The organism is Streptomyces sp. sk2.1 (assembly GCF_008120935.1).
Lineage (GTDB): Bacteria > Actinomycetota > Actinomycetes > Streptomycetales > Streptomycetaceae > Streptomyces.
Genome location: NZ_RDBO01000065.1, coordinates 21679 through 47343 on the forward strand (window position 1 = coordinate 21679; position 25665 = coordinate 47343).

Consider the following 25665-nt stretch of genomic DNA (forward strand, 5'->3'; position numbering starts at 1 on the left):
TCAAGAACTACGTGGCCCAGCTCGATCAACTCACCAACTCACGCGCGAACTCATCAGTCAGCACACCTACAGGCAGCCTCGGTACCTCCTCCAACAGGGTCGACACCTGCCGGTGGTTGAAAACGGTGTCCGCGTACGGCAGCAGGTGTCCCAGCATTGGAAACACTGACTGATCAAGACCAGCCAGCTCAGGCCCCCAGGCCACACCGTGCTTCGCGCGGGCCTCGATCGTGCCGTTCTCGCGTCGGATCTGGAGATCAATCACGATCAGATCGTATGGCCTCATGATCCGCCGGACAGAACCTAGTCCGGACGGGCGCGAGTGCGCCCCCACAGCACTGTGCCCCGCCACTCGGGGCGGGGCACGGGGTGCGGGTGCGACGGCGCGGCCGTCCTCAGGCGGGCGATCCGAGCAGGGGGCCGGGGCCGGGCGTGATGCGCAGGGTCATCACCCGGAGCAGGTCGGCGACCCGGTGCGGGCGGTGCGCCGCGATGCCCGGCGGGGCGGGGGCCAGCGGAACCAGGAGGTCGGCGGGGGCCAGCGCGCCGCCGGCGGCGTCGGCCTCGGCGTCGGCGTGCAGCCACAGCGCCAGCATGTAGAGCTCCGGGATGGACAGCAGCCGCGGCTGGTAGGGCGACGTCACCGCCTCGGCCTGGCGCAGGGCGAGTTCGGTCGAGGCGATGTAGGGCCCCTCGAAGAAGTGCGAGAAGGCCCAGCCGTCCGCGGTGAGGATGGTGTCCGCCGCGGCGACGGCCTGCTCCGGGCCGCGGATCAGGAAACGCCACGCGGCGAGCCTGGTGGCGGGTGCCACACCACCCGGTCCGATCCGGTCCAGCACATGGACGGGAAGCGGGAGTTCGGGACTCAGCGGTCCCTGGGCGGACCGGAGGGCGGGCGTGCGGGCCTCGCGGACGGCGGTGGGTGAACCGAGTGCCGCGAGGACGCTGCGCAGAGCGGGCGCGGGAGCCGGGGGAACATGCAGCGGCATGATGGGTCGCCTCTCACTTCGGAGACACGGTGGTGCGTGGGCGGGTGCAGACGGCGTTGTCGGCGTGCGGGGCCAGAGGGGCCGGTGACCGATCCGGTGCGTCAACTCTCTGCCTCGTCCGCGGAGTTTATACGACACGCGTTCACGCGGTGATTCCACTAGCCGTCGCAGCTATTGCCGACAAGGCGGTATCAGGACTTTATTATGCGGAGAATCTACTGTTTTCGTGTCCGCCGCGCAGTCACCGCCTGGTGTTTTCTCCCCGGCGTGGTCGGCCGAATCACGTCGGCGTTTTCACCGCGTCCCCGGCGGGATACCGCGTGCTGCTCCATGCCCATGGAATGTGCCGCGGGCCGCAGGGCTCAGACTACTGGGTCGGCGGCGTTCGCGTAGGCGTTATGGATCACTCGGTCTGGGCATTATCGATCGTGACGCGAGTGGCCTGGGCCGTGGGTCGCCCACTTGAGGGAGGGACGCTCCGATGGGGGAGAAGGTCGTGTCCGGAGCCTTTGACCTGTCCGATCCGCAGAGGTACCGGAGGAAGCTCCACCAGTGCCTGGAGGGGTTGGGGAGACTTCTGGCGGAGCGGAGGTTCGATCGCCCCCGCAACCTCATGGGCATGGAGATCGAGCTGAATCTCGCGGGTTCCGACGGGATGCCGAAGATGCTGAATGGGGAGGTGCTCCCGCGCATCGCGAGCCGCGATTTCCAGATGGAACTAGGGATGTTCAATTTGGAAGTGAACATAGTCCCGCACCGCCTGGAGGGGCGAGTTTTCGACCAGTTGGCCGAAGAGCTCAGAGCCGGGCTCGGATATGCCCACCGGAAGGCGGGCGAGGTCGATGCCGGGATCATGATGATCGGTATTCTTCCCACCCTGGGGCAGACGGACCTCGTGGCGGCGAACCTCTCCGAAGCGGACCGCTACACCCTGCTGAACGATCAAATGGTGGCCGCCCGGGGCGAGGTTTTCTCACTCGATATCCAGGGTGTGGAGCGACTGGCCTGCACCTCCGCCTCGATCACCCCCGAGGCCGCCTGCACCTCGGTCCAGCTCCATCTCCAGGTGACCCCGGAGCGGTTCGCGGCCGTGTGGAACGCGGCCCAGGCCGTCGCCGGGGTGCAGATAGCACTGGGTGCCAACGCGCCCTTCCTGTTCGGCAGGGAGCTCTGGCGGGAATCGCGCCCGCCGCTCTTCCAGCAGGCCACCGACACCCGGCCGCCCGAACTGCGGAACCAGGGCGTGCGGCCCCGGACCTGGTTCGGCGAGCGGTGGACCGGATCGGCGTACGAACTCTTCGAGGAGAACGTGCGCTACTTCCCGCCGCTGCTGCCGATCTGCGACGAGGAGGACCCGCTGAGGGTCCTCGACGACGGCGGCGTGCCGCGACTGCAGGAGCTGGTGCTCCACAACGGCACCGTCTACCGCTGGAACCGGCCCGTGTACGGCCTGGTCGACGGCGTGCCCCACCTGCGGGTGGAGAACCGGGTCCTGCCCGCCGGCCCCACGGTCACCGACGTGATCGCCAACGCGGCGCTGTACTACGGGCTGGTACGGGCGCTGGCCGAGGAGCCCCGCCCGGTGTGGACCCGGATGCCGTTCGAGGCGGCGGCGGAGAACTTCGACACCGCCTGCCGCCGGGGCATCGACGCGGAGCTGATCTGGCCGCGTCCCGGCCGTACGGGCGGACTGGCCCGGGTGCCCGCCGTCAAGCTCGTACGGGACGAACTGCTGCCGCTGGCCGCGGCGGGGCTCGACGCCTGGAACATCGAGGCCGCGGACCGCGACCGCTATCTCGGGATCATCGAGGAGCGCTGCAGGCGACGGGTGAACGGGGCGTCCTGGCAGGTGGACACCTACCACGAGGCGCGGGAGGCCGGGCTCGGGCGGCACGCGGCACTGGCCGCGACCACCCGGCGGTACGCCGAACTGATGCACGGCGGGGAACCGGTGCACAGCTGGCCGACGGGCGCGCCCAGGCCGTGACGGGCAACGCCGTACGCGCCCGCGGCGACGGATGCGTGCCGTACGGGCCCGGTGCGGTGGATGCGTCGTACGGACATGCGTCGTACGGGCCCGGTGCGGTGGATGTGCCGTACCGGCAGACGCTGTACGGGCCTGGTGCGGCGAATGAGTCGTACGGGCCCGGTGCGGTCGGCGCGTCGTGCGTGCCCCGGGCCGCAGGCGCGCCGTCCGCCGCCCGGCCCGGGGCGCGCGGCGCTAATCCTGGGCGACGCGGCCGTTCTGCCCGGCCGTCATGATGGCCTGGAGGATCACTGCCTGGATGTCGGCCGGGTCGGTGACCTGGTAGCCCCCGCCGCCGGTCACCTTCGCTATCTCGTGCACCTCTTCGCGATCGGCCTCGGGACCTACGGCGATGGCGAGCAGCGGCACCGGACGCTGCGGATCGGCGATCCGCTTCAGCTCCGCGATCAGGGCGCTGCGGGACAGGGACCGGACGTCCTGGTTCGATCCGTCGGTGAGGATCACCACGGCGTTGAACTTGCCCTTCACATAGGTCGCCTGGGCGTCCTTGTAGGCGGCCAGCATGGTGTCGTACAGGCCGGTCGCGCCGCCCGGCACGGGCTGCAGCGCGGCGAAGGCGGCGGAGAGCTTCTCCCGGTGGGTGCCGCCGCCCTTCGCCGGGTCGCCGAGCCGGTGGGCCGGCATCAGCCTGCGGTAGTCCTTGTCGCCGTCGAGCGTGGTGGCGAACTCCCAGAGCCCGATCTCGTCGTTCGGGGTGAACTGGTCGAGGGCCTGGATCAGGGACGCCTTGGTCACGTCCATCCGGGACTGGTTGCGTCCCGGCACGATCGTGGCCATCGACCCCGAGGCGTCGACGACCGTGGTGAGGCGCGCGCTCTGGACGGTGATCGTCCACATGCCGAGCGTCTGCTGGAGTTCCTCGGCGGTCGGCTGGATGGTGGCCGCGGTGGCGTACGGCTGGGGCTTCTTGCCACCCGCCGATGCGACCACCGATTCCCCTGCGGTTCCGTCGACCTTCCGGAAGCCGTGCTTCTCCAGGAACGCCTGCGAGTCCGGCTCGTTCAGCAGGGTCATGAACCGCAGCGCCGCCCGGCCCTCGGCCGTGCTCATCCTGTTCTCGTCGACCATGGTGTACGGGTAGTTGAGGAGCGGGGTGCCGTCCTCGGGGTAGAAGAGGTCGAGCTTCGCGGCGTCGGCCGACTCCGCGTTGTGGGCGAACGCGGCCTGTTCGGAGAGCAGCAGCGCCTGATTGCGGTCCGGGTCGCCCTTCTTGCCGCCCGACCCGCTCCGCGCCAGTGTCTTCAGCACCTGGCCGTCGCTGTCCGACATGCGCTGGGCGAGCAGCTTGGCGGTCGCCGCCACCCGGGTGTCGCTGTCACCGTCCTGCTTCTCGGAGGACGTGCCGATGCCGGTGAGGGCGAGCAGCGCGGTGGCGCTGCGCGCCGGGTCGGCCGAGCCCAGGCCCGTACTGTCCGACTCCATGGTCGCGGCCGTCAGTTCGGCCCAGGAGTACTTCTTCTTCGGCCAGCCCAGCCGCTTGGCCGCGGACGGCACCATGGCCATGGTCACGGGGGAGGAGGCGACGGAATCGCCCGGCGTCAGCGGGACGCCGTCGCCGGAGCCCTCGGCCCGGTCGAGCCAGAGGTCGGAGTCGGGCAACCAGATCTGGTAGTCCGGGGCGCGGGTGTCCCTGGAAAGGGCCTCGGCGACCTTGTAGGAGTCCCGGGCGGTCACCGTCACGTACAGGCAGCGGCCGTCGGACCGCACCTCGTCCTTGCGTGCCCGGTCGGCGAGGGCACGCACGGAGGGGGCGATGTCCGGCGAGGCCACCATGGACAGCCGTACGGCCGAGTCCTCGCAGGATTCCGAGAACGACAGCAGACCGCCCCGGGCGGCGACCGCCGTTCCCGCGGCCACCGCGAGGACGAGCGCGGTCGCGATCACGACGGTGCGGCGACGGCGGGGCGGTGACCCGTCCCCGCTTCCGTCCCTCGCGTGGTCGTCGGGCAAGCTGTGACGTCCCATGTCGGTGGTGCCCCTCCTTGAGGATGAACAAGGAAAAGGGGGACCACCCCATCACCATGGTGGTCGTCCCCCGGCCAGTCGCGCATGATCTTCGTACCTGCATTCGAGACCTTAACCGGACGGGGAGCGGAACGGGACGTGAATGCACAACTCAAGGCAGGTGTACAGGTGGAGGCGGGGTTTGTGGCTGATTCTTTTCCCCGGGAGGCCGTGCCGCGACGGATTCTGCGGTCCGAGACAGTGCTCGTGCTGGCCCTCTCGTTGGGCGCCAGCGGAGTGTCTGCCCTGATCAGTTTTGTCGGTTCACTGACGAAACCAGGCGGCTTGAAGGATCAGGCCGCAACGCTCAACGGATCGTACGCCCCCGGGCGTCCATGGCTGGATCTCGCCTGGCAGCTCTTCGACATCACGACCGCTCTGGTGCCCGTCGCACTGGTCGCGCATCTGCTGATCAGAGAGGGAACAGGGCTGCGGGCCATCGGATTCGACCGCGCCCGGCCGTGGTCGGACCTGGGGCGCGGCACGATGATCGCGGCGGGCATCGGGAGCGCCGGACTCGCCTTCTACCTGGTGGCGCGGGCCGCCGGGTTCAACCTGACGGTGGTGCCGGAGTCCCTGCCCGACGTGTGGTGGAAGTTCCCGGTCCTGATCCTGTCCGCGCTCCAGAACTCCGTCGTCGAGGAAGTGATCGTCGTCGGGTACCTGCTGCGCAGGCTGGACCAGTTGGGGTGGACGCCGACGGCTTCCCTGGCCGCGAGTTCGGTGCTGCGCGGCTCGTACCACCTTTACCAGGGCATCGGCGGTTTCATCGGCAACATGGTGATGGGCGTCGTCTTCGTGCTGCTGTACCGGCGCTGGGGCCGGGTCGGGCCGCTGGTCGCGGCGCACGCGCTGCTGGACGTCGGGGCGTTCGTCGGATACGCCCTGCTGGCGGGGAAGGTGGGCTGGCTGCCCACGCCGTGAGACGGCGAACCGCGCCGGGTCCGTACGGGAGCCTTCTGCACGGGAGCCTTCCGTGCAGGGGCCTTTCGTACGGGAGCCTTCCGTGCAGGGGCCTTTCGTACGGGAGCCTTCCGCGCGGGAGCTTTTCGTACTACGGGAGCCTTCCGCACCGACCGGGCGCGGTTCGCCGCGGGGCCGGGGCTCAGGGCGCCGTCAGCAGTTCGCCGTCGATGACCGTCACGGCGTTGCCGGTCAGCAGGGTCCGCCCGCCGCGCAGCGAGGTGCGGACCAGGCCGGAACGGGCGGAGACCTGGAGCCCGGTCAACTCGTCCCGGCCGAACCGCGCGGACCAGAAGGGGGCCAGAGCGGTGTGGGCGCTGCCGGTCACGGGGTCCTCGTCGATCCCGAGGCGCGGGAAGAAGCCCCGGGAGACGAAGTCGTGGCCGAGGGCGGGATCCTGCGCGGCGGCCGTGGCGATGACGCCCCGCCGGGAGAGACCGGCCAGCGCGACGAGATCGGGTCGCAGCCCTCGTACGGTCGCCTCGTCGGACAGCTCCACCAGCAGGTCGCCGACGTACGGGCCCGTGTCGTGGACGGAGAGCGGCTGTGCGCCCAGGGCGGCGGCCAGCCCGGTCGGGGCGGGCTCCGGCGTCAGCGGGGCGGTGGGGAAGTCGAGCGTGATCGCGCCGTCCGGTCCGACGGCCGCGGTGAGGATTCCGCACCGGGCCGTGAAGCGCATCGTGCCGCTCGCCGCCCCCGTGGTGTGCAGGACGTGCGCGGTGGCGAGCGTGGCGTGCCCGCACATGTCGACCTCGGCGGCCGGGGTGAACCAGCGCAGCGCCCAGTCGGCCCCACCACCCGGGGGCAGGGGGCTGACGAAGGCGGTCTCGGAAAGGTTCAGTTCCGCGGCGATCCGCTGGAGCAGACCGTCGTCGCCGAAGGTGTCGGCGTCCAGGATCATGACTCCCGCGGGATTGCCGGTGAAGGGACGGTCGGTGAACGTGTCGACGGTGCGAATCCTCATGACGTGAACGTAAGCGGGGAGCGGAGCCGCGGGCCAAGGCCAATCCCATGACATTGGCCCCGAAAACCGGCCGACGGGCGGTGGGCGGCGCTGGGACGGGTGGGGCCCGGTGGACAAAATCGGTTGAGTCGTCGGGCCGGGGGAGGTGGGATCGAGCGGTACGCCGCCCGGTCGCGAGCAGGGGACGTGGGCGGTGGTCGCCGAGATCGTGAGGTGGGAGTGACGGGCATGTCGCTGGACACGGCGCTGTGGGACCGGCTGGACGAGGTGCCCTGGGGCCGGTTGGAGTCGGCACTTCCACAGCATCCGGTCGCGGAGGTGCCGCGCACGCTGCGCCGCCTCGTACGGGCGGGTGGGGCCGCGACGGAGGAGGACTGTCATCCGCTGTTCTCCTGTCTCGTCACGGAGGACGGCCGGATGATCCCGGCGGCGGCCGCCGCGCTGCCGTTCGTGGTCGCCCTCGCCGCCGATCCGGGCATGGGCGCCCGCGGCACACTCGTCGAGCTGCTGGAATGCCTGCACCGGGCGGCGACGAACGGGCCGCGTCCGGCCGGAGAGGACGAGGCCGACGAGGAATGGTCCGCGGCATGGCGGCGCCAACGGGACGCGATCCGGGCACTGCGGGCGGACCCGGACCCCGTGGTGCGGCGGGCGGCCCTTCTCCTCGTGACCGGTGTCGCGCCGCTGCTGGAGCGGTGGCGGACCGAGACGGATCCGGCGGTACGACTGCCGGTGCTGCTGGAACTGGGCGCGGCCGCCGCCACCGAGGTGGAGGCGACGGGGCAGGGCCCGGACGGCGCGTCGGAGCACGCGACGGCGGGGAGCGGCGCCGGGCCGGTCGAGGAGGTGCGGGCGGTGCTGGCCGACGTGCTGCGCGACGGCGAGCCCGTCATGAAGGTCGCGGCCCTGCACGCCTGGGCGCGCCTGGACCGGGATGCCCCGGTGCGGCGGGCCGACGTGCTGGTGGAGGTCTTCGCCGACCCCGGTTCGCGGCCGCGGTTCGCGGAGATCTGGTGGGAGCAGGAGGTCGAGGACCCCTTTTCCCGCGAGGACGTCATCCGCTGGACGGGACGGCTGTTCGACCACGCCCCGCAGGCCGCGGCCGCGTTCGTGGTCCGGCTGGCCGGGGCGGCGGACCGGACCGGGGACACCGTCCTGCGCCGGGCCGTGCTGGACGAGGCGTGGCAGCTGCTGGTGTGCCGGCCGTCCGTCGCGGCCGCACTGCTGCCGGTGGCGGGCGGACTGCTGGCCGACCCGGACGACACCGTACGGCTCAAGGCGGCGAGCCTCCTGGCGGTGCTCGGCCGGCGGGCCGCCCCGTACGCCGACCGGCTCGCCCGGCTCGTCGACGACCCGGCAGAGGACGACCACTCGTACATCGAGGGCACCGTCGGCGACTACGCGCGCTGGGCACTCGCCCGGATCGGTGACACGCGTGCCCTTCCGGGGCTGGTGGAGCGGCTGTACGAGCCGTACCGGGAGCACTACTCACGCGGTTACTGCAGCGACGAGCCGAGGCTTCCGGACATCGACGACGTGCTCGTCCCGCTGCGGGCGCACGCGGACGTCCTGCTGCCGCCCCTCCGGGAGACGATGCGGCACCACGCCGCGCGCTGCGGTGGCCACGGCCCGTTGACGGGTGCCTTCCTGCGGGTCCTGGAGGGGTGGGGGCGGGACGCACTGCCGGCGCTGCCCGAGGTCCTGCCGCTGCTGGGCGACCCGCGCGGCTCGTGGGCGGCCGATGACGTACTGGCGGCGATGGGACCTGCCGCGGTGCGGGCCGAACCGGCCCTGCGCGAACGCATGGTTCCCGACCACCCGGCGGGCCATTGGAGGGCGGCATGGGTCGCCTGGCGCCTGGGCGGCGACGCCGCATCGGCGCTGCGCGTCATCGGCGGCGCGGTGCTGGACGGGGAGGGTCCGCGCGACGGACCGGTCCACCTCCTGGCCGACTTCGGCGCCGCGGTCGCACCGTACGCCGACCGGGTGCGACACATCATGGAGAACACCGAAGGATGTCGCCGGACACAGGCGGCGCTCGCGTTGTGGGCGGCCACGGGCGAGCCGGAGCCGAGTGTTTCGGTCCTGGAGGAGTTCGTCCTGGCGTTCGCCGCCGGTGACGACGGTTACGGGGCCTTCGGCGACGCGCTGCGGGCCCTGATCCGGATCGGCACGATCACCCCGGCGGCCCGTACCGCCCTCCGGACGATACGGGAGCGCGACGGACGTTTGTCGCCCTACTGGGACTATCGGGCCTTCCTCCAGGACGAGGAGCTCCGGGCCATGATCGAGGACGCGCTCGCCCTGCCCTGACAGGGGGAACGGCAAAAGTGACGGAAGCGGCGGAAGCGGGGGAAGCGGGGGAGCGGCGGGAGTGACGAGAACGGCAGATCAACCGTTCAGTCGTTCAGCAGGAGCTTCAACGGTTCGTGGAGATCGGCGGGTTCGCGGTAGTGCACGCCGGTCATGCCGAGCGCGACCGCGGCCTCGACGTTCTCCAGCCGGTCGTCCACGAAGAGGCACCGGTCCGCGGCGACCCCCGCCCGTTCGGCCGCGATCTCGTAGATCCTCCGGTCCGGCTTGGCCACCTCGACCCGGGCACTGCTGACGACGTGGTCCGCGAGGTCGGCCAGCCCCAACGATGCCAGATCGTCCTCCAGCGCCACGCTCGCATTGGTCACCAGTACCAGGGGAACGTGCGCCCGTACGCGACGGAGCATGGCCACCACGACCTCGTCGGCCCGGAACGGTGCCCGGGCGAGCGCGGTGCCCAGTTCGCGCGCCCGGTCCTCTCCCACCTGCCCCGAGAGGCCGGTCACGATGGACTCCACCCATTGCCGCTCGGTGATCGTGCCCAGAAGCAGCGGAAGGTCCGTCTCCGGTGCGTAGGCCACCCGCATGGTCGTGCCCTGCGCCACCCCCGCGTCACGCTCCAGGCGGGCCAGCTCCGTCGTGTCGTAGAAGCGGATCACGTTGTCGAGGTCGCACAGCACCGCGTCGAAGGGCCTGCCGGAGATACTGGAAGTCGTCATCGCCCCTGGATAGCACGGGGCTCGGCGGTGTCCGGCACCTGGTGCCCGGCGTCCGGCGTGAGGTGTGAGGCGTGCGGTCATGAACTCGTGCCGCCGGCGTTCGGGCGGCGCCGAGCACGGGACGTCCGCCCCGGCGACAAATCCCTTTCCCGACCGGCCGGCTAAGGCTGGTGTCCGGGCTCGACGAACGATCCACGAGGAGCTGAGGCATGCCCGGTCGCCCGAGCGCGCGTTGACGTCATGGGCCGTGATCGGCCCGTCATCGCGTGCTGCCCCTGATGCTGCGGCACAGCGAGCCCTTTCCGCCCGAGCCGTCGGTGCGCCCGTCGCGCACCGGGCGACGGGCCTCGTCGTCGGCAGTCCGAGGGGTCACCGTGCCGTCCTTCTCGTCCTTCGCCGTATCCGATTCCGACCGTCCCGTTTCGCCTGCTCTGTGGCGGGACGGCGACTTCCGCAGCCTCTGGGTGGGACAGACGGCCTCCCGACTCGGCGAACACACGAGCCTGTTGGTGCTGACGTTCTTCGCCGTCCTGACACTCGACGCCGGCGCCGGGCCGTTGGGCGTGCTCCGTGCGGCGGGGCAGGTTCCGGCGTTGCCGCTCACGCTCTTCGTCGGTGCGTGGGTGGACGGGTGGCGGACCCGTACGGTGATGATGCTGTCGGACGCCGGACGGGCCCTGGTACTGGGCGCCGCAGCGTCGGTCGGACTCCTGGGCCTGCTCGGTCTGCCCGTGCTGATCGTGGTCGCCTTCGTCGTCGGAGCCCTGTCCGTGTTCTTCGACGTGGCGTATCAGGCGTCTCTCGTACGGCTGGTGGAACGCGACCGGTTGGTGCGGGCAGCAGTGTGCTCGAAAGCAGCCGGTCCGCGGCACTGACCGCCGGTCCCGCCCTCGGCGGCGCGTTGGTGTCACTGCTGTTGGCGCCGATCGCCGCCGCCTGTGGGGCGTTGTTCTTCGCGCTGTCGTTCCTGTCGTTCCTGTCGATCCGGCGGCTCCGGCACCGCGAATCGATGCCGGAGTGTCCGGAGCATTCGGATGAACCGGAGCATGCGGAACGTTCGGAACATTCGGAACGTCCCCCTCCCGTGTGGCGGAGGATCCACGAGGGTCTCCGTTTCGTCGTGGGCGATGCCTCGTTGCGGACCGTGTGCCTCGCGTCGGCCGCCTTCCAGTTCTTCTTCGCGGCCGTGATGACCGTCCAACTGCTTTTCCTGCCAAGAGAACTGCACCTGTCGGGAACCGCCGTCGGGCTGTCGCTCACGGCGGTGGGACCGGGCGCGCTCCTGGGGTCGGTGCTGGCCGCCCGACTGCCGGGCCGGTTCGGCCGCGGCGCGGTGCTCGTGTCCGCGGCGGTACTGGGCGGCGGCGCGTTCCTGTGCGTGCCCGCGCTGCACGGTTCCCCTGCGGTGACGGTCCCCGCGCTCCTCGCGATCGGTTTCGTGTTCGGGGCGGGCGGTCAGTTGGTGAACGTCACGGTCATGGCCGTCCGACAGGCGGTGACTCCGGCCGGGACGCAGGGCCGGGCGGCCGCGACGGTCACGTTCGTCGGCATGGGCCCGGCCCCGCTCGGCTCGCTGCTCGGCGGCTTCCTCGCGCGGGAGTGGGGACTGCGCACCGGCCTCCTGGTGGCGGCCGCGGGCATGATGCTGTCCCCACTGCTGGTGACCCTGTCCCCTCTCGCACACCTGGCACGGACACTGCCGCGCTGAGAGGGGACCAGCACATGCCGGATCCCGTGCTGCGCGCCACGATCCGTCGGGCGTGCCCGGGACGGCGCGGTGTCAGGTCCTGCTCCTCCGGCTCCCCGGCACGGAGCAGGTCGAACAGCTGCCGGTCGCCGTTGAGTTCCACGGAGTCCGCCGGGGTCCGGCCGTATATGAAGAGGACCAGCGCACCGGCCGTTCCCCGGGCGGAGGCGTCGGCCGCGTCCGGCCCCTCGTCCGCAGCGGCGCCGGGGGTGGCGAGGCGGGTGGAGTGCGCGCCGTCGGCGGAGAGCGGGAGGCGCCAGGAGCGGCCCTCGGCGGCGCGGAAGCCGATGGTGGCGGGTTTGCGCGGCCAGGCGCCCGGCGTCGCGCAGCAGGTGAACAGGAAATCCTCGACACCGTCGAGTGCCGCCTCGTCCGGCAGCGGCTGCGGAGCGCCCACGGTGGTCTGGGCGTCGTAGGTGTGCACCATGATCTCCTGGTGCTGGTGCTGGTGCTGGTGCTGGTGCTGGTGCTGGTGCTGGTGCTGGTGCCGGGCGACGGCGCCACAGGTCTGCGGCGACTGCGACGAACCCCACCACGTTCAGCAACCGCGATCCGGACCGGTCTCGCGCAGCGCGTCCAGCATCAGTTCCGTCGACTCGGCCAACCAGGCCAACCAGGCCGACAGGGCCTCGGGTTCCCGCGGTGCGACCGGGGCGTCCTTCGTCGCGGAACCGGCCGGGGGCGCGGTGGCGGGCCCGGCCATGCGAACGGACGCACTGGCCATCGTCTGCCGGGCAGCGCTCTGCTTCGCTGCCGTCCTCGTCCGGGCCCGTACAACAGGGGTGTCGGGCCGCACATTTGGAGAGGTGCTTCCTCGATCCAGCGTGGCAGCATGCGGCCATGGCCTTCCGACATCCCGACGGCGACTACGCGATCACCGCGATGTACTCCGTGCCCGATGACGCCTGGTACCTGGAACTGGATCTTGTGGCCGGGCAACGAAACCTCATGACCGCGATCGTCCCCGACGAGGATCCGGCACGGGAGCCGACGGTGTGCTTCAACCCGCAGGCAGGGCACGTGGACGTCCCGTACGAGGTCATGCGCTGGTTCATGCACCATGTCGATGAAGAGATCCGTACCTCCCGTGCCTGGATGCGGCTGAGGCCGGAGCTCGTCGAGACCATCTGCCGACTCCGTCAGGAGCACATGGGCGCCATCGACGATGACGATTTCCCCCGGGTTCTGGCAGAGGTCCGCGCCACGGTCCCCGAGGCAGACCTCTTTGCTGTTCTGGAGGCCGCCTTCGGGCGAAATCCTGATGGCACCCTCGTGGATCATCCGCAAGCACCCCGGCCTGTGGACGGTCAAGGAGACATGCCTCGGATGATCTGGTCCAAGGGGCCAGTGGGCGTAGGTGGTCAGTGAGGGTAGGACGGTTTGTCCGGTGGCGTTGTCGTGCCAGATCGCGGTGGTCGGCGTGAGGATGCGTTCAGAGAAGCTCGCACTCGACGGCCAGGGGTCGAGGAGGGCCTCGCGTGCGTCGGCCGCATTGCACCGGGGTGGAGTCCACGGCCCATACGTCGTCGCTCCACACCGAAGTGGTGATGGCCAGGATCGGGTTGACGCTTTGCGTCGGACCGGCGGCCTTGCGCAGCCGCTTGTTGCAGCCGGGCTGCTGGGGCAAGTAAGGGAAGAGGTGGCGCAGGTGGGCACGGGCATGGCGGAGCCATTTGGCCTCGGAGGTGCAGCCGAGTATGGCCTGCATCGTGGCGAGGGTGACCAGTTCGGCATCGCTCAGGCGGGACGTGATGCCGACCTGTGGGCGCCACGGCGCCAAATCGGGATGCTCCCTCAGTATCTTGTCGGTCGTCGCATGGAGCGCTGTCGCGAGGGTGTCCACGTCGTTCGTCACAGAACGACCTTGGGCACCCTCGTTCTCGTCTCCGCAGGCACCCCTTTGACCGCACCACCAGGAGGAACCGGTGTCATACCCGAAACTGCTCACCCCCGAGGAGAAGCTCGCCGACGCGAAGAGGCTGTTGAGCCTCCCGCGTATCGTCGTGATCTGCGGCTCCACCCGTTTCATGACCGAGATGAACGAGGCCGATCTACGGGAGACCGGAGCCGGAAGGATCGTCGTCAAACCGGGCTGTGACATGAAGTCGCCGCACGAACTCTGGTCCGATCCTGTCGAGGCCCGGGCGCTGAAGGTTCGACTCGACGATCTGCACCGGGCGAAGATCCGGCTCGCTGATGAGGTGCTCGTGGTCGGCGACTACATCGGAGACAGCACCCGAGCCGAAATCGCCTACGCCCGGTCGCTGGGCAAGCCTGTGCGGTTCACGCACCCCGAAGTCGGCCCTGACGCCTGACCGCCCGCTGCCACCTCGACAACCAGGGCCGGTAGCCCGCCGCCCGACCGTCTCGCGGTGGTTTTCGACCGCCGCTCACCCCACACCTTCCGCAGGCATCCCTTGGAATTGGTCGTCTAGGTCCAATACCGGTGACTTTGAGCCGTGTTGGTCGTCGGATGTGTTGTGCCAAGGCCTGGGCAGGTGAAGTTGTCGGGTGAGCGGTTGTCGGACCGGATCGCTTTGGGGGTGTTGACGCGGGTGTTTCCACCCGGGGTGGTGGATGAGGTGATCGCGGAGTGCGGGCGCCGGGAACAGCGTTCCCGGCTGCTGCCGGCCCGGGTGGTGGTGTATTTCGTGCTCGCGATGTGCCTGTTCTCCGGGCAGGGCCATGAGGAAGTCGCCCGGCTGCTGACGCAGGGCCTGGAACGGGTGCGGCAGTGGGAGAAGCCATGGCACGTGCCGACGTCAAGACCCACCAAGGTGGCCGCCAGCTGGTCCTGAGATCGCAGTACCCCGATGGCGTCGAGCAGGAAATCTACGGCTTCCTCCTCGTCCACCACGCACTTCGGGACGTCATGCACCACACCGCTCACCGGGCCGGCCTCGACCCCGACCGGCTGTCCTTCACCCCGCACTCTTCGCATCGCCCGCCGCCACGTCACCGACCAGGCGGCACTTTCCCCCCTCACGACTCAGCCAAGCTCTGACCCACACCATCCGTGAGCTGCTGGAACGACTCCTGCCACCCCGCAGGCAACGCTCCAACCCCCGCGTCACCAAACGCAAGATGGCCAACTGGCACCTCAAACACACCCACCACCGCGACCCGCCCCGACCACCCACCAGGGCAATCACATTCGTCCCACCCATCAAAACAACCAGCAAGCACCAGAAAAACACCTAAATCACCGGTATTGGACCTAGTAGGGCTTGGTCATGTGCGGTCCGTGATGGCGTGTCTTCTTGATCGGTCGTTTCGTTGATCGTGTGTGCTGGGTGAGGAGTTGGCTGCGGTCCGGTGTGATCTGGAGGACTTCGCGGCGGAGATGTTCGAGCCGTTCGCGCGGGCGGATCAGCGGCGGTGGGGCGGGGTCTATCTGCGGGGCCTGCTGCTGGACGGCGGGCGCAAGTCGGTGGAGCCGATGGCCGGCCGCCTGGGCGAAGACGGGAACCGGCAGGCCCTGGCCCACTTCGTCACTTCCAGCCCCTGGAATGCGGCGCATGTGCGGGCCCGTCTGGCCTGGCGCATGCAGCCCGTCATCAAGCCCACCGCGTTGATCATCGATGACACAGGATTCCTCAAGGACGGAGATGCGTCGGCGTGCGTGACCCGGCAGTACACCGGCACCGCGGGCAAGGTCACCAACTGCCAGGCCGGAGTCTCGCTGCACCTGGCTTCCAACGGCGCCTCCGCGGCCGTGAACTGGCGTCTGTTCCTGCCCGGGAGCTGGGATCCCGCCTCGCCCAAGGCCGACCCGGCCAAGGTGGCCCGCCGCGACAAGTGCGCCATCCCCGTCCAGGTGGGCCATGTCGAGAAGTGGCAGCTGGCCCTCGACATGATCGACGAAACGCGGTCCTGGGGCATCGAGGTGCCCCAGGTCATCGCCGACGGAGGCTACGGGGACACCGCAGCCTTCCGGCTCGGTCTGGAAGAACGCAGCCTCGAGTACGTGGTGGGCATCTCGACCACGACCACCGCGCAACCCGAAGGCGCACAGCCCTGCACCCCGGCCTACCCCGGCCTACTCCGGCCGCGGCCCACGGCCGGTTCCTGCCTACCCCGAGGCGGCCCAGCAGGTGAAGGGCCTGGTCATCGCGGCCGGTAAGAACTCCGCGCGGCCGGTGCAGTGGAGGGAGGGATCGCGGCCGGGCAGCGGCCGCAGCGGGTACAAGCGCATGTACTCGCGCTTCGTGGCCCTGCGGGTTCGGCCCGCCGGACGTGAGATCCGCAAGGCCACGGTCGGCACCGGGCTTCCGGTCCGCTGGCTGCTGGCCGAATGGCCCGCCGGCCAGGACGAGCCCGTGCAGTTCTGGCTCTCCAACCTGCCCGAGACCACCCCGCTGCCCGTCCTCGTGCGCACCGCGAAGCTCCGCTGGCGCATCGAGAACGACTACCGCGAGATGAAACAGGCCCTGGGCCTGGCCCACTTCGAAGGCCGAACCTGGCCAGGCTGGCACCACCACGTCACCCTCGTCTCGGTCGCCCACGCCTTCTGCACCCTTCAGCGACTGACCCGATCCCCAAAAGAGACGGCGCCGGCCTGAGCCTCTACCGAGTCGTCCGCGAGCTGCAGATACTCATCGCGACCTGGACCGGCGCCTGCCCCACCTGTCACCGCGACATGCCAGACCCCGCACCAACATGACCAAGCCCTACTAGTCGCGGCGTCGCAGGATGTAGAGGTCCCAGCTGTCGGGGTCGCCGATGTAGACGAACAACTTTGGATGCTCAGGGCTCCCAAAAACCTTCCAGGTGTCCATGGGGCAGTCGTCGAGGGACACATCGACCTCTTGGGACCACGGTCCGGTACCCGGGTCGTACTCCCAGGTGCCGGTGCCGGTGCACTCGTGCACCACGGGGTCGGAGGAGTCGTCGAGACCGAACGTTTCGATGCGGGTCGCCGTGGCCCTGCCATCCGCCGTGAGGACGAGTGTGCCGCCCTTTCCGTCGGACCACGTACCTGCGACCCGTTCCGTGCTCAGCCGCGGAGGCTCGTATCCGATCCCGGCGTACAGGCCGATGACGCCGAGTGCGCCGACGGTGACGACAGCGAGCGTTCCGTACAGCGTCACCCACCCGAACATCGCGCCGCCGGAGAGCCATGGGCGGTCCGGCAACAGCAGCCTGCGGGCGACCAGTGCGGTGACGGCCACCGCCGCCGTTGCCGCGAGCCATCCGCCGGGACCTGCCAGGGGGCCGGTCTCCACGAGCGCCGACACGGCCAGGGTCGGCGGGGCGGTTCCGGCGGCTGCCAGTACCGGGACCCACCACCATGCCTCGCGCCCCGGGAACCGGCGACCGAGCCACCCGGCCACGACCAGGAGCGGCATCACCACGCCGACCGACAACAGGGCGCCGAGGGCAGCTCCTGCCGCCGCGATGAACGGTGCCAGCACGATCAAGAAGATGATTCCCAACGCGTTGTAGGGAAGGCCCGGGCTCTCCCGGGTCTGCTCCCACACGATGAGCGCGATCGTCCCGATCACGGCCTCGACGAACAGCACCGACATCGAAGCCGTCAGCACCGCGCCGAACCTGTCCCTCACGCGCGCCTGCGTCCGCACCGACACCTGCGTCTGCACCGGCACTTGCGTTTCTGAACGCATTCAAATCCCCTCCCGTGCCGCATCCTCCCCCATGCGGTACGGGCCCATGTGACCGAGACCCTCTGGCGGGCGCCGTCCTGCACCGGAGTGCGGCCGGGGGCAGGCGGGCCTCTCCGTACCGGGAGTTGTCAGTGGTGGACCGTTCGGACCAGGGCGACAGGGTGCAGCCGTACAGGGCGTCACACGCCGCTGTGAGCATCGGGGAAGTCCTTGGCCCCGGCCCCTGGGAGCGCGGAAAGCGTTGGGACCTGCATGGGGCCCCGCCAGTGGCGGGAAGGGTCGTGCACGCTCAGGGGGCCGCGGTACAGGGGCGGCGTTCCGGGCCTGGGCGGAAGCGCGTGCCCACCGGAAACTGGAAGCGCCGCCATGAAACCCCGACGCGAGAGGCGTTCCTGGTGCCGGACGCGGTGTGCCACTTGCCGTTGCCGGGCGTCTTCGGCGGCCCCGAGTTCTCGCCTCACCCGCAGGTACGGTCAGCGCACCGAGCGGCCGCGCTCCGCCCCTGCCGCAGTCGGTCCCGTACGGATCGGACAGGCCGGGGCAACAATCGTCAAGGCCGGTGGACGGGATCAGCGACCCAGCGGTGAAAGGCGTCCATGTCGACATTGCCGCCGCACACGATGGTGGTCACGTGCCGGTCGGCGAAGCGGTCACGGTCTTCGAGGATCGCCGCGACGCCGAGCGCGGCCGCCGGTTCGACGACGAGGCCGGCGTGGTCGAGGAGCATCCGCATGCCGGCGACGATCGATGCCTCCCGGACCAGGACGGCGTCGTCGGCGACCAGGAGGAGGTCGTTCAGGACGGCCGGGATGGGGTGCCGGCCGGCGACGCCGTCGGCGATGGTGTCGGTCGAGTCGGTGGTGACGACGCGCCGTCGGTGCCAGGAGCGTGTCATCGCCGGTGCGCCGAGCGGCTGGACGCAGATCACCTCGACCCCGGGCGCCAGAGCCTTCACCACATGACCCACGCCGGTGGCCAGTGCCCCGCCGCCGAGAGCGATCAGGACGGCGTCGAACGACGGCGCGGCATCCACCAGTTCCAGGCCGATGGTCGCCGCTCCCTCGCAGGTCTCGATGTCCAGGCTGTCCTCGACCAGCCGGATGCCGTCGTGCCGTGCGATGTCCGCGGCCCGCTCGCGCGCCGCCTCGTGGTCGCCGTCCACCAGCTCCAGCCGGGCGCCCAGGGCGCGGATGCGATCGAGCTTGGCCGCGGTCGCGAAGCGGGACGCCACGACGGTGACGTCGAGCCCCCGGCCGCGACCGGACCAGGCGAGGGCCTGGCCCAGGTTGCCCGCACTCGCGCACACCACTGCTCGCGAACCGTCATCGGCGAGCCGGCTCGCGACCACCTCGGTGCCGCGCCCCTTGAAGCTGCGGACCGGGTTCGCCGTTTCGAGCTTGATGCTCACCGCGCACCCGAGGTGGGGCTCCAGCGCCTCGCAGCGGTACAGAGGGGTGTCGAGGAACATCGGATCGATCACCCGGCGGGCTGCTCGGATCCGAGCGGTGTCGAGGCGTGTCTCCTGCACGGCACGGCAGCCTAGCGCCGTCGGCCGCCCCTTCACGAGTGATTGCCGAAGCCCGCTGAACGGGCCGTCGGCCATCCGGTGCGACGAGCGGGCCGGGCCGGATCGCCCGGGGCAGGGCGTGATCCGCGCGGGGACGGGACACGGGCGGACACAGACGGAAAGGATTGCCGTGCGATCGGTTCCGATATATCGTCGAAGCATCGCGACAGATCAACGATAGAAGGAGTGCCAGTGATGCGTTCACATGGACACGAGCATGAGTACGGGCATGGGCGCGGTGGCCCCCACCGGGGATTCAGTGACTTCGAGGGGCACCGGGCGGCCTTCGGGCAGTTCGGGCCGCCGTTCGGCGGCGGGCCCTTCGGGGGTGGCCCCTTCGGTGGCGGGCACGGCCGGGGCGGCGGCAGGGGAAGGGCGCGGCGCGGTGATGTGCGTGCGTCGATCCTGGCGCTGCTGAAGGACCGTCCGATGCACGGGTACGAGATGATCCAGGAGATCGGCGAGCGCAGCGGCGGGGCCTGGAAGCCCAGCCCCGGCTCGGTTTACCCGACCCTCCAGTTGCTGGAGGACGAGGGGCTCATCGTCAGTGAGAGCGAGGGCGGCAAGAAGCTGTTCACGCTCACCGACGCCGGTCGCGCCGAGGCCGAGTCGGGGGCCGAGGCGCCCTGGGAGGAAGTCGGGCGCGGCGTCGACTGGGAGAGCCTCAACGAGATCCGGCAGGCCGGCTTCGGCCTGATGGAGGCGTTCGGCCAGGTCTGGAAGACCGGCTCCGCCGATCAGCGCCAGAAGGCGCTCACGGTCATCAACGACGCCCGCAAGAAGCTCTATCTGATCCTTGCCGACGAGCAGTGAGCCCGTGGGCACGGTGTCGGGGCCTCGCGGCCGGGCCGCGAGGCCCTTCTCCGTCGGTGGAGGGGTGGTGCCGGTGGACGGTCCTCGCGCCCTCGGGCGACGGGGTGTGGTCCTCGGGTCCTCAGGTGACGAGGCCGTCCAGCCTGCGCAGCGACTCGACGAGCGCGGCCGTCGCCGAGTCCTTGAGCTTGCCCGCCATCAGGGACACCGCGGCGCCGGTGAACTCGCCGTCTATCCGGACCGTGGTCGCGTCCCCGTCGGGGGTCAGGGAGTAGCGCATGGCGAGCGTGACCCCCATCGGCCCCTTGCCCCGGGTGGCCAGCAGGCGCGTGGTCTCCAGCTCCGCCACCGTCCACGTCACCTCGGCGGGGAAACCCATGAGCTTCATGTTCTCCTCGTAGGTGGCCGAGAGTTCGAGCGTCTCGGGGCCACCCTTGGGGAAGCTGGTGTGGGTGGCGTTCCACCGGCCGTACGCGGTGAAGTCCGTCAGCTGGGCCCACACCTTCTCGGCCGGTGCTCCGATGCGCGCTTCCGCACTGACTTCGGCCATGCGACCACCCCTTCTCGGTGGGTAACGGTGTCGCGGAACGTAGCCGCAGTGGCGTGAACATTCAATACTGATGAACCGTCAGATCGGTTCGTCCGGTCCCCTCGGCCCCCGCCCGCCAGATCAGGGCGGCGTCGAACCGGTCGCAGGCGCGCGGGTGCGGGCCGTCGTCGTGACAGTGGAACGCTGCCCAGAAGAGGTCGGCGCGCAGCGCGTCCTCGGGCGCGTGGACCCGGTACACGTAATCCCGCCCGTCGAGAGCCGGCAGGGCGACCAGCCAGGACACGTCCGCGGTCTCCCTTCCGGCTGTCGCATGGGGTGTGGGCTGTGTGGGACGTACGGGAAGCTCTCCGCGGTTGCCCGGGGGGCGCGTGGCAAGACGGCGCGCGCCGTTTTTCCCGATCGGATCCAGAAATGGCGAGATCTCATCCGCAAGGAGGAGAAACCGCTCTGGTGTGCCCAACTTGCGTGGGATGCCTAAATGGGCCGCTCCGGCGATGTCCCGGCACCGCGGAACTGATGGGGTGGGAGACGTGCAGAACCGGACGTCGCGGATCCCCCAGCAGCCCGCCCTTGGCCATGCCGGGCTCGACGCCAGACTCACCGCGGAGCTGGCCGTCGTGGTGACGGGTGCCCGCAGGCGTGCACTTCGCGACGGTGACCGACAGATCGACACGGCTCATCTGCTGCACTCTCTCATCGAATCGGACCCCGAGGTGCGGTCCGCCTTCGAAGGGGGGCCGCAACTGGCCAAAGTGCTCGGCTACCTCGTCCAGCGCAGCATCGGGTACGGGCTCCGCTGGCAGGGGTCGGTGGAGGACTCCGGGGCCGTTCCGGTCGTCCCGGACCCGGAATCCATCGTGTGGGACGTCGCGGCGGAGGGCTGGTCGCCCTCGGCCGCCTCGGCGATGGCCGGGGCGCGGGAGCGGGCGGAGTCGCGCGGTGACGTACGGGCCGGAGGGCTCGATCTGCTCGCGGCGCTCGCCGCGGACCGCGAGTGCCGGGCCGTCGAGGTGCTGGAGCGGGCCGGGGTCGACGCGGAACTGCTCGCCGCCCGGATCGTGGGGACCGTCGGCCGGGAGGCGTGGGAGGTCGACGGCCGGCCGGGGGTGACCGGGTGGACCAAGGGTGACTGAGTGGCGCAGGGGTGACCGGGTGGGCCGGAGGGGCGGACGGTCAAGAGCCAGGTGGGGCGGAATTGCTCATTCCATGGGGGGCGTGAGTCAGGGGTCACAGGGGTGACGCTCCTGACCTCAGCTGTCATGATGTGCCGATGCACGCGTCTCAGGGGAGAAGCGCCGGCCTGGGAATCGCCCTGGCCTCGGCCTTCGCATTCGGTGGTTCAGGGGTGGCGGCCAAGCCGCTGATCGAGGCCGGGCTCGACCCGCTCCATGTGGTGTGGCTGCGCGTGGCGGGTGCCGCCGTCATCATGCTGCCCGTGGCCTGGCGTCATCGGGACCTGGTGCGCAGCCGGCCGATTCTGCTGCTGGGCTTCGGGCTGCTCGCCGTCGCGGGCGTACAGGCCTGCTACTTCGCCGCGATCTCCCGCATCCCCGTCGGCGTCGCCCTTCTCGTCGAGTACCTGGCGCCCGCGCTCGTCCTCGGCTGGGTCAGGTTCGTGCAGCGCAGACCGGTCACCCGGCGGGCCGCGGTCGGTGTGGTCCTCGCCGTCGGAGGGCTCGCCTGCGTGGTCGAGATCTGGTCGGGGCTGAGCTTCGACGTCGTCGGGCTGCTGCTCGCGCTCGGTGCCGCCTGCTGCCAGGTCGGCTACTTCGTCCTGTCGGACCCGGGCGGTGGGGACGGGGCGGACGGCGTCGAACCGCCGCACCCGGTCGGCGTCATCGCGTACGGGCTGCTGATCGGCGCGATCGTCCTCACGCTGGTCGCGCGGCCCTGGGGCATGGACTGGACGGTCCTGGGCGGCGACGCGGGCATGAACGGCACGGAGGTCCCCGCCTGGCTGCTGCTCGTCTGGATCGTGCTGCTGGCGACCGTGATCGCCTATGTCACCGGTGTGATCTCGGTGCGGCTGCTCTCGCCGGCCGTGGCGGGGGTGGTCGCCTGTCTGGAGGCGGTCATCGCCACCGTGCTCGCCTGGGTGATGCTCGGCGAGCACCTGTCCGCCCCCCAGCTCATCGGCGGCGCCACGGTCCTGATCGGTGCCTTCATCGCCCAGTCGTCGGCCCCGAAGGCCCCTTCGGGGCCCGTCGCGTCGGGAGGGGTGAGCCCCGAGGGGGCGGACGGTGGCCGGGGCGCCGCCGGGGGAGAGCCGTCGGCCGGTGGGGCCGCGAGGCGGGGCCGGCCGTCGCCCGGTCAGAGCGCCGTGATGTAGTCCGGGACGCCGATCGCGGGGTCGAGGTCGTCCGACGGGAGCGGCGCCCCGTAGCCGCGGGCGAGCGGGACGACCCCCGCCCAGTGGGGGAGCGATAGGTCGCGGGCCTCGTCGTTGGGGCCACCGGTGCGGATCTTGGCGGACACCTCCCGGAGGTCCAGCCGGATCACCGCCGTCGCCGCCAGTTCCTTCTCGTCGGCGGGCCGCGAGTCCGCCGACCTGCCCGGCACCACGTGGTCGACGATCGCGTCGAGGGCGGTCCGCCGCTCCTGCGGGTCGGTCACGGTGCGGGCGACGCCGTGCACCACCACGGAGCGGTAGTTGATCGAGTGGTGGAAGGCGGAACGGGCCAGCACCAGGCCGTCCACCTGCGTCACCGTCAGGCAGACGGGCAGACCGGGGTCGGTGCGGCCCGCCTCGCGCAGCGGCCGGGAGCCGGTCGAGCCGTGCACATAGAGCCGCTCACCGATCCGGCCGTAGAGGGTCGGTAGGACGACCGGCGCGCCGTCGCGGACGAAGCCCAGATGGCAGACGTACGCCTCGTCGAGTATCGAGTGGACCAGCTCCCGGTCGTAGGCCGCGCGCTCCCGGGAACGGGTCGGCACGGTCCGCCCGGTCGGCGGGTATCCGGTCGCGTCCGGGGACGTGGCCTGCGGGGAAGGGGTGTCCGACATTGCGCACTCCATTGCACTAGTGCATAATCTTGTTTGTGCTAGGAGAGTATCGGATTGTCGGGCGGCGTGCATCGGAGATTGCCGCCAGTGTGGAGCGCGGGGTCGGGTCGGGCGAGCTCGCGCCGGGCCAAGTGCTGCCGCCGATGCGGGAGTTGGCGGAGAGACTGGGGGTGAACGCGAACACGGTGGCCGCCGCGTACCGCACGCTTCGCGAGCGCGGAGTGATCGAGACGGCCGGGCGGCGGGGCAGCAGGGTGCGACCGCGCCCTGCCAGCACGGCGCGCGGGTCGCTCCGGGTCGAGGCGCCTCCCGGCGTGCGGGACCTGGGCGATGGCAACCCCGACCCGGCCCTGCTGCCCGCGCTGGGGGACGCCTTCGCGGCGGTCGCGCAGGAGTACGCCCGGCGGCCCGGCCTGTACGGGCAGGCCCCGGTGGACCCGGAGTTCGCCGCGCTCGCCCGTGCCGTGCTGGACGCCGACGGCGTGCCGGCCGGATCCGTGGTCGCCGCCTCCGGCTCGCTGGACGCGATCGAGCGGGTTCTGGCCGCGCACCTCAGGCCCGGTGACGCGGTGGCGGTCGAGGACCCGGGCTGGGGCAGCATGCTGGACCTCGTGCCCGCGCTGGGGCTGCGCCCCGTGCCCGTCGCCCTCGACGACGAGGGGCCGCTGCCCGACGCCGTCGAACAGGCGCTGAGGGCCGGGGCCCGTGCCCTCGTGGTCACCGGCCGGGCCCAGAACCCGACCGGTGCGGCGATCGGTGCCGGGCGGGCCTTCGAGCTGCGGGGCGTCCTCGCCGGACACCGCGGGGTCCTCCTGATCGAGGACGACCACGGACACGGCATCGTCGATCTTCCGCTGCACCCGCTGTCGGGTGCCACGGACCGCTGGGCGTTCGTGCGCTCCGTGGCCAAGGCGTACGGCCCGGACCTGCGGGTCGCCGTGCTGACCGGCGACCCGGTCACCGTCGATCGGGTCGCGGGACGGCAGCGGCTGGGGCCCGGCTGGGTCAGCAGACTGCTGCAACGGGCCGTGGTGCACCTGTGGACCTCAGAGGCCGTGGACCCCGGCAGGACGGCGCGGGCGTACGGCGTGCGGCGGGACGCCCTCGTCCGGGCGCTGGAGGAGCGGGGGGTGGAGGCCCACGGGCGCAGCGGGATGAACGTGTGGGTGCCGGTCAGCGACGAGACGGGCGCCGTGGCGCGGCTGCTGCACTCCGGCTGGGCCGTCGCGCCCGGGGCGCGGTTCCGGATGGCCGCGCCCCAGGGGATCAGACTCACCGTCTCGCCGCTCGCCATGGCCGACATCGAGCCGCTCGCCGACGCGGTGGCGGCAGCGGCGGGCCCGGCGAAACCGCTGAACTACGGATGACGCCGGGGCCGGGGACGGCCCCCGGGGCGCCTGAGGCCCTTGAGGTTTCCGAAGCCTTCGAGGCCGCCGGGTGCCGTCAGCGGCTGCGGGCCCTGCTCTGGGTGAGGGCGGCGCCCGCCAGCACGACGAGGGCGCCGACCGGGGTGTTCCAGCTCAACCGTTCCCCGAGCAGGGCCACCCCGGCCGCGGTGGCGATGACCGGAATGAAGTAGGTGACCATCTGCGCGGTCGTCGGCCCGACCTCCTCCACCAGGCCGTACTGCAGCAGCACCGCGAGGCCCGTGCCGAGCGCCCCGAGGGCGAACACCGCCAGGGTCGGCAGCAGCGGGAAGCCGTCGGGGGCCGAGGTGAACAGCGGAGTCACCACGGCGAGCTGCACCGTGCCGAGGAAGAGCTGGCTCCCGGTCAGCGCGAGCGTCGAGGAACCGCTGCCCGCCAGCGTCCTGCGGACGTAGATCCAGCCGATCGGGTAGCTCAGCGAGGCCAGCAGGGCCATGGCCGTACCGCCGAAGTCCAGTCCGGAGAAGCCCTGCCAGGCGCCGAGTACGGTCAGCACCCCGAGGAAGCCGAGCCCGAGACCGGCGACGCGGCGACGGGTCGGGCGGTCCTCGGAGAGCGCCACGAGCGACAGGGCCATGCCCCACAGGGGGGACGTCGCGTTGCAGATGCCCGCCAGCGTCGACGGGATGCTCAGTTCGGCGTAGGCGAAGAGCGAGAACGGCAGCGCGTTCAGAAAGAACGCGGCCACGGCCAGATGGCCCCAGGTGCGCGCGCCGCGCGGCAGCCGTTCGCGCCGTACCGCGATCGCGGCCACCAGCACCGCCGTGCCCGCCACGAGGCGGCCGAGGGTGACCTGGAACGGGGCGTACCCCTCGGTGCCGACCTTGATCAGCAGGAAGCTGAAGCCCCAGATGAGCGAGAGCGCCCCGAAACGGATCCGCCAGTCCAGCGCCCGGCGGGCGGCGGGGGCCGGGGCCGACGGGGCCGTTCCCGGC

At 71.1% G+C, this 25665-nt stretch carries 23 protein-coding genes and 3 pseudogenes; 12 read left to right on the top strand and 14 right to left on the bottom strand.

Translation table 11 applies throughout. The annotated features are described in order from the left end of the window. Nucleotides 1–25: 25 nt before the first annotated feature. On the bottom strand, nt 26–265 hold the full coding sequence (locus tag EAO76_RS44745) for a hypothetical protein (protein ID WP_187438747.1): 240 nt from the start codon (nt 263–265) through the stop codon (nt 26–28). Between the two features lie 130 nt (nt 266–395). After that, nucleotides 396–989: a hypothetical protein gene (locus EAO76_RS22505; RefSeq protein WP_148837757.1), complete on the bottom strand. Its 594-nt coding sequence runs from the start codon at nt 987–989 to the stop codon at nt 396–398. Nucleotides 990–1470: 481 nt separating this feature from the next. Between EAO76_RS22505 and EAO76_RS22510 the strand changes: the two genes are divergently transcribed. Continuing rightward, nucleotides 1471–2976, top strand: a complete 1506-nt coding sequence (locus EAO76_RS22510) for a glutamate-cysteine ligase family protein (protein WP_148837758.1) — start codon at nt 1471–1473, stop codon at nt 2974–2976. A gap of 234 nt (nt 2977–3210) precedes the next feature. Here EAO76_RS22510 and EAO76_RS22515 read toward each other — a convergent pair whose 3' ends face one another. Next, on the bottom strand, nt 3211–5001 hold the full coding sequence (locus EAO76_RS22515) for a substrate-binding domain-containing protein (protein ID WP_148837759.1): 1791 nt from the start codon (nt 4999–5001) through the stop codon (nt 3211–3213). 183 nt (nt 5002–5184) lie between these two features. On the opposite strand from EAO76_RS22515, the gene EAO76_RS22520 reads away from it, so the two are divergent. Beyond that, a complete protein-coding gene (locus EAO76_RS22520) occupies nt 5185–5964 on the top strand; it encodes a CPBP family intramembrane glutamic endopeptidase (protein ID WP_148837760.1) in 780 nt (259 codons plus the stop codon). Between the two features lie 181 nt (nt 5965–6145). Here EAO76_RS22520 and EAO76_RS22530 read toward each other — a convergent pair whose 3' ends face one another. Then, nucleotides 6146–6967 (bottom strand): PhzF family phenazine biosynthesis protein, encoded by an 822-nt coding sequence (locus EAO76_RS22530; protein ID WP_148837761.1) that lies wholly within the window; start codon nt 6965–6967, stop codon nt 6146–6148. A 228-nt stretch (nt 6968–7195) separates the two neighbouring features. Here EAO76_RS22530 and EAO76_RS22535 point away from each other — a divergent pair, with 228 nt between their 5' ends. Continuing rightward, the gene (locus tag EAO76_RS22535; protein ID WP_148837762.1) at nt 7196–9280 is read left to right on the top strand and encodes a hypothetical protein; all 2085 of its coding nucleotides are present in this window, start codon (nt 7196–7198) and stop codon (nt 9278–9280) included. Nucleotides 9281–9366: 86 nt separating this feature from the next. Here the strand turns inward: EAO76_RS22535 and EAO76_RS22540 are convergent, their stop codons facing one another. Beyond that, a complete protein-coding gene (locus EAO76_RS22540) occupies nt 9367–9999 on the bottom strand; it encodes an HAD family hydrolase (protein WP_148837763.1) in 633 nt (210 codons plus the stop codon). Nucleotides 10000–10430: 431 nt separating this feature from the next. Here EAO76_RS22540 and EAO76_RS22545 point away from each other — a divergent pair. Next, nucleotides 10431–11707, top strand: a pseudogene (locus tag EAO76_RS22545) (MFS transporter). 121 nt (nt 11708–11828) lie between these two features. Here the strand turns inward: EAO76_RS22545 and EAO76_RS47680 are convergent. After that, nucleotides 11829–12173, bottom strand: a pseudogene (locus tag EAO76_RS47680) (hypothetical protein); the annotation flags it as partial. A gap of 111 nt (nt 12174–12284) precedes the next feature. Further along, entirely contained in the window at nt 12285–12449 is a 165-nt protein-coding gene (locus EAO76_RS47685; RefSeq protein ID WP_376044027.1) for a hypothetical protein, read from the bottom strand. A 137-nt stretch (nt 12450–12586) separates the two neighbouring features. Between EAO76_RS47685 and EAO76_RS22555 the strand changes: the two genes are divergently transcribed. Then, nucleotides 12587–13114 carry a hypothetical protein gene (locus EAO76_RS22555; RefSeq protein WP_148837764.1) on the top strand — a complete coding sequence of 176 codons (528 nt, stop codon included), beginning with the start codon at nt 12587–12589 and terminating at the stop codon, nt 13112–13114. Between the two features lie 64 nt (nt 13115–13178). On the opposite strand, the gene EAO76_RS22560 is transcribed toward EAO76_RS22555, so the two are convergent. Continuing rightward, on the bottom strand, nt 13179–13601 hold the full coding sequence (locus EAO76_RS22560; RefSeq protein ID WP_376300441.1) for a hypothetical protein: 423 nt from the start codon (nt 13599–13601) through the stop codon (nt 13179–13181). Nucleotides 13602–13671: 70 nt separating this feature from the next. On the opposite strand from EAO76_RS22560, the gene EAO76_RS22565 reads away from it, so the two are divergent. The 3 genes and pseudogenes from EAO76_RS22565 to EAO76_RS22575 all read left to right on the top strand — a co-directional run bounded on the left by EAO76_RS22565 (nt 13672) and on the right by EAO76_RS22575 (nt 16308). After that, entirely contained in the window at nt 13672–14061 is a 390-nt protein-coding gene (locus EAO76_RS22565; protein WP_148837765.1) for a hypothetical protein, read from the top strand. A gap of 228 nt (nt 14062–14289) precedes the next feature. Beyond that, nucleotides 14290–14544 carry a transposase domain-containing protein gene (locus tag EAO76_RS22570; protein ID WP_262375690.1) on the top strand — a complete coding sequence of 85 codons (255 nt, stop codon included), beginning with the start codon at nt 14290–14292 and terminating at the stop codon, nt 14542–14544. A 488-nt stretch (nt 14545–15032) separates the two neighbouring features. Continuing rightward, a pseudogene (locus tag EAO76_RS22575) lies at nt 15033–16308 on the top strand (IS701 family transposase). Nucleotides 16309–16419: 111 nt separating this feature from the next. Here the strand turns inward: EAO76_RS22575 and EAO76_RS22580 are convergent. Then, complete coding sequence (locus EAO76_RS22580) at nt 16420–17310, bottom strand: hypothetical protein (protein WP_148837766.1); 891 nt, start codon at nt 17308–17310, stop codon at nt 16420–16422. A 610-nt stretch (nt 17311–17920) separates the two neighbouring features. Next, the gene (locus tag EAO76_RS22585; RefSeq protein ID WP_148837767.1) at nt 17921–18898 is read right to left on the bottom strand and encodes a threonine/serine dehydratase; all 978 of its coding nucleotides are present in this window, start codon (nt 18896–18898) and stop codon (nt 17921–17923) included. A 234-nt stretch (nt 18899–19132) separates the two neighbouring features. On the opposite strand from EAO76_RS22585, the gene EAO76_RS22590 reads away from it, so the two are divergent. Then, nucleotides 19133–19750, top strand: a complete 618-nt coding sequence (locus tag EAO76_RS22590; protein WP_148837768.1) for a PadR family transcriptional regulator — start codon at nt 19133–19135, stop codon at nt 19748–19750. A gap of 121 nt (nt 19751–19871) precedes the next feature. On the opposite strand, the gene EAO76_RS22595 is transcribed toward EAO76_RS22590, so the two are convergent. Beyond that, nucleotides 19872–20300 (bottom strand): SRPBCC family protein, encoded by a 429-nt coding sequence (locus EAO76_RS22595; RefSeq protein WP_148837769.1) that lies wholly within the window; start codon nt 20298–20300, stop codon nt 19872–19874. 61 nt (nt 20301–20361) lie between these two features. Next, on the bottom strand, nt 20362–20583 hold the full coding sequence (locus tag EAO76_RS22600) for a hypothetical protein (protein WP_148837770.1): 222 nt from the start codon (nt 20581–20583) through the stop codon (nt 20362–20364). Between the two features lie 247 nt (nt 20584–20830). Between EAO76_RS22600 and EAO76_RS22605 the strand changes: the two genes are divergently transcribed. Both EAO76_RS22605 and EAO76_RS22610 read left to right on the top strand, forming a co-directional pair. Then, nucleotides 20831–21433, top strand: a complete 603-nt coding sequence (locus EAO76_RS22605) for a Clp protease N-terminal domain-containing protein (protein WP_187438748.1) — start codon at nt 20831–20833, stop codon at nt 21431–21433. A gap of 137 nt (nt 21434–21570) precedes the next feature. Then, nucleotides 21571–22629 (top strand): DMT family transporter, encoded by a 1059-nt coding sequence (locus EAO76_RS22610; RefSeq protein WP_148837771.1) that lies wholly within the window; start codon nt 21571–21573, stop codon nt 22627–22629. Here the strand turns inward: EAO76_RS22610 and EAO76_RS22615 are convergent. After that, nucleotides 22611–23303 carry a pyridoxamine 5'-phosphate oxidase family protein gene (locus EAO76_RS22615; RefSeq protein WP_148837772.1) on the bottom strand — a complete coding sequence of 231 codons (693 nt, stop codon included), beginning with the start codon at nt 23301–23303 and terminating at the stop codon, nt 22611–22613. The two genes, EAO76_RS22610 and EAO76_RS22615, sit on opposite strands and share 19 nt — an antisense overlap. Before the next feature lie 35 nt (nt 23304–23338). Here EAO76_RS22615 and EAO76_RS22620 point away from each other — a divergent pair, with 35 nt between their 5' ends. Next, nucleotides 23339–24670: an aminotransferase class I/II-fold pyridoxal phosphate-dependent enzyme gene (locus tag EAO76_RS22620; protein ID WP_148837773.1), complete on the top strand. Its 1332-nt coding sequence runs from the start codon at nt 23339–23341 to the stop codon at nt 24668–24670. A gap of 76 nt (nt 24671–24746) precedes the next feature. Here EAO76_RS22620 and EAO76_RS22625 read toward each other — a convergent pair. Next, a partial coding sequence (locus tag EAO76_RS22625) for a DMT family transporter (protein ID WP_148837964.1) occupies nt 24747–25665 on the bottom strand: 919 nt, incomplete at its 5' end.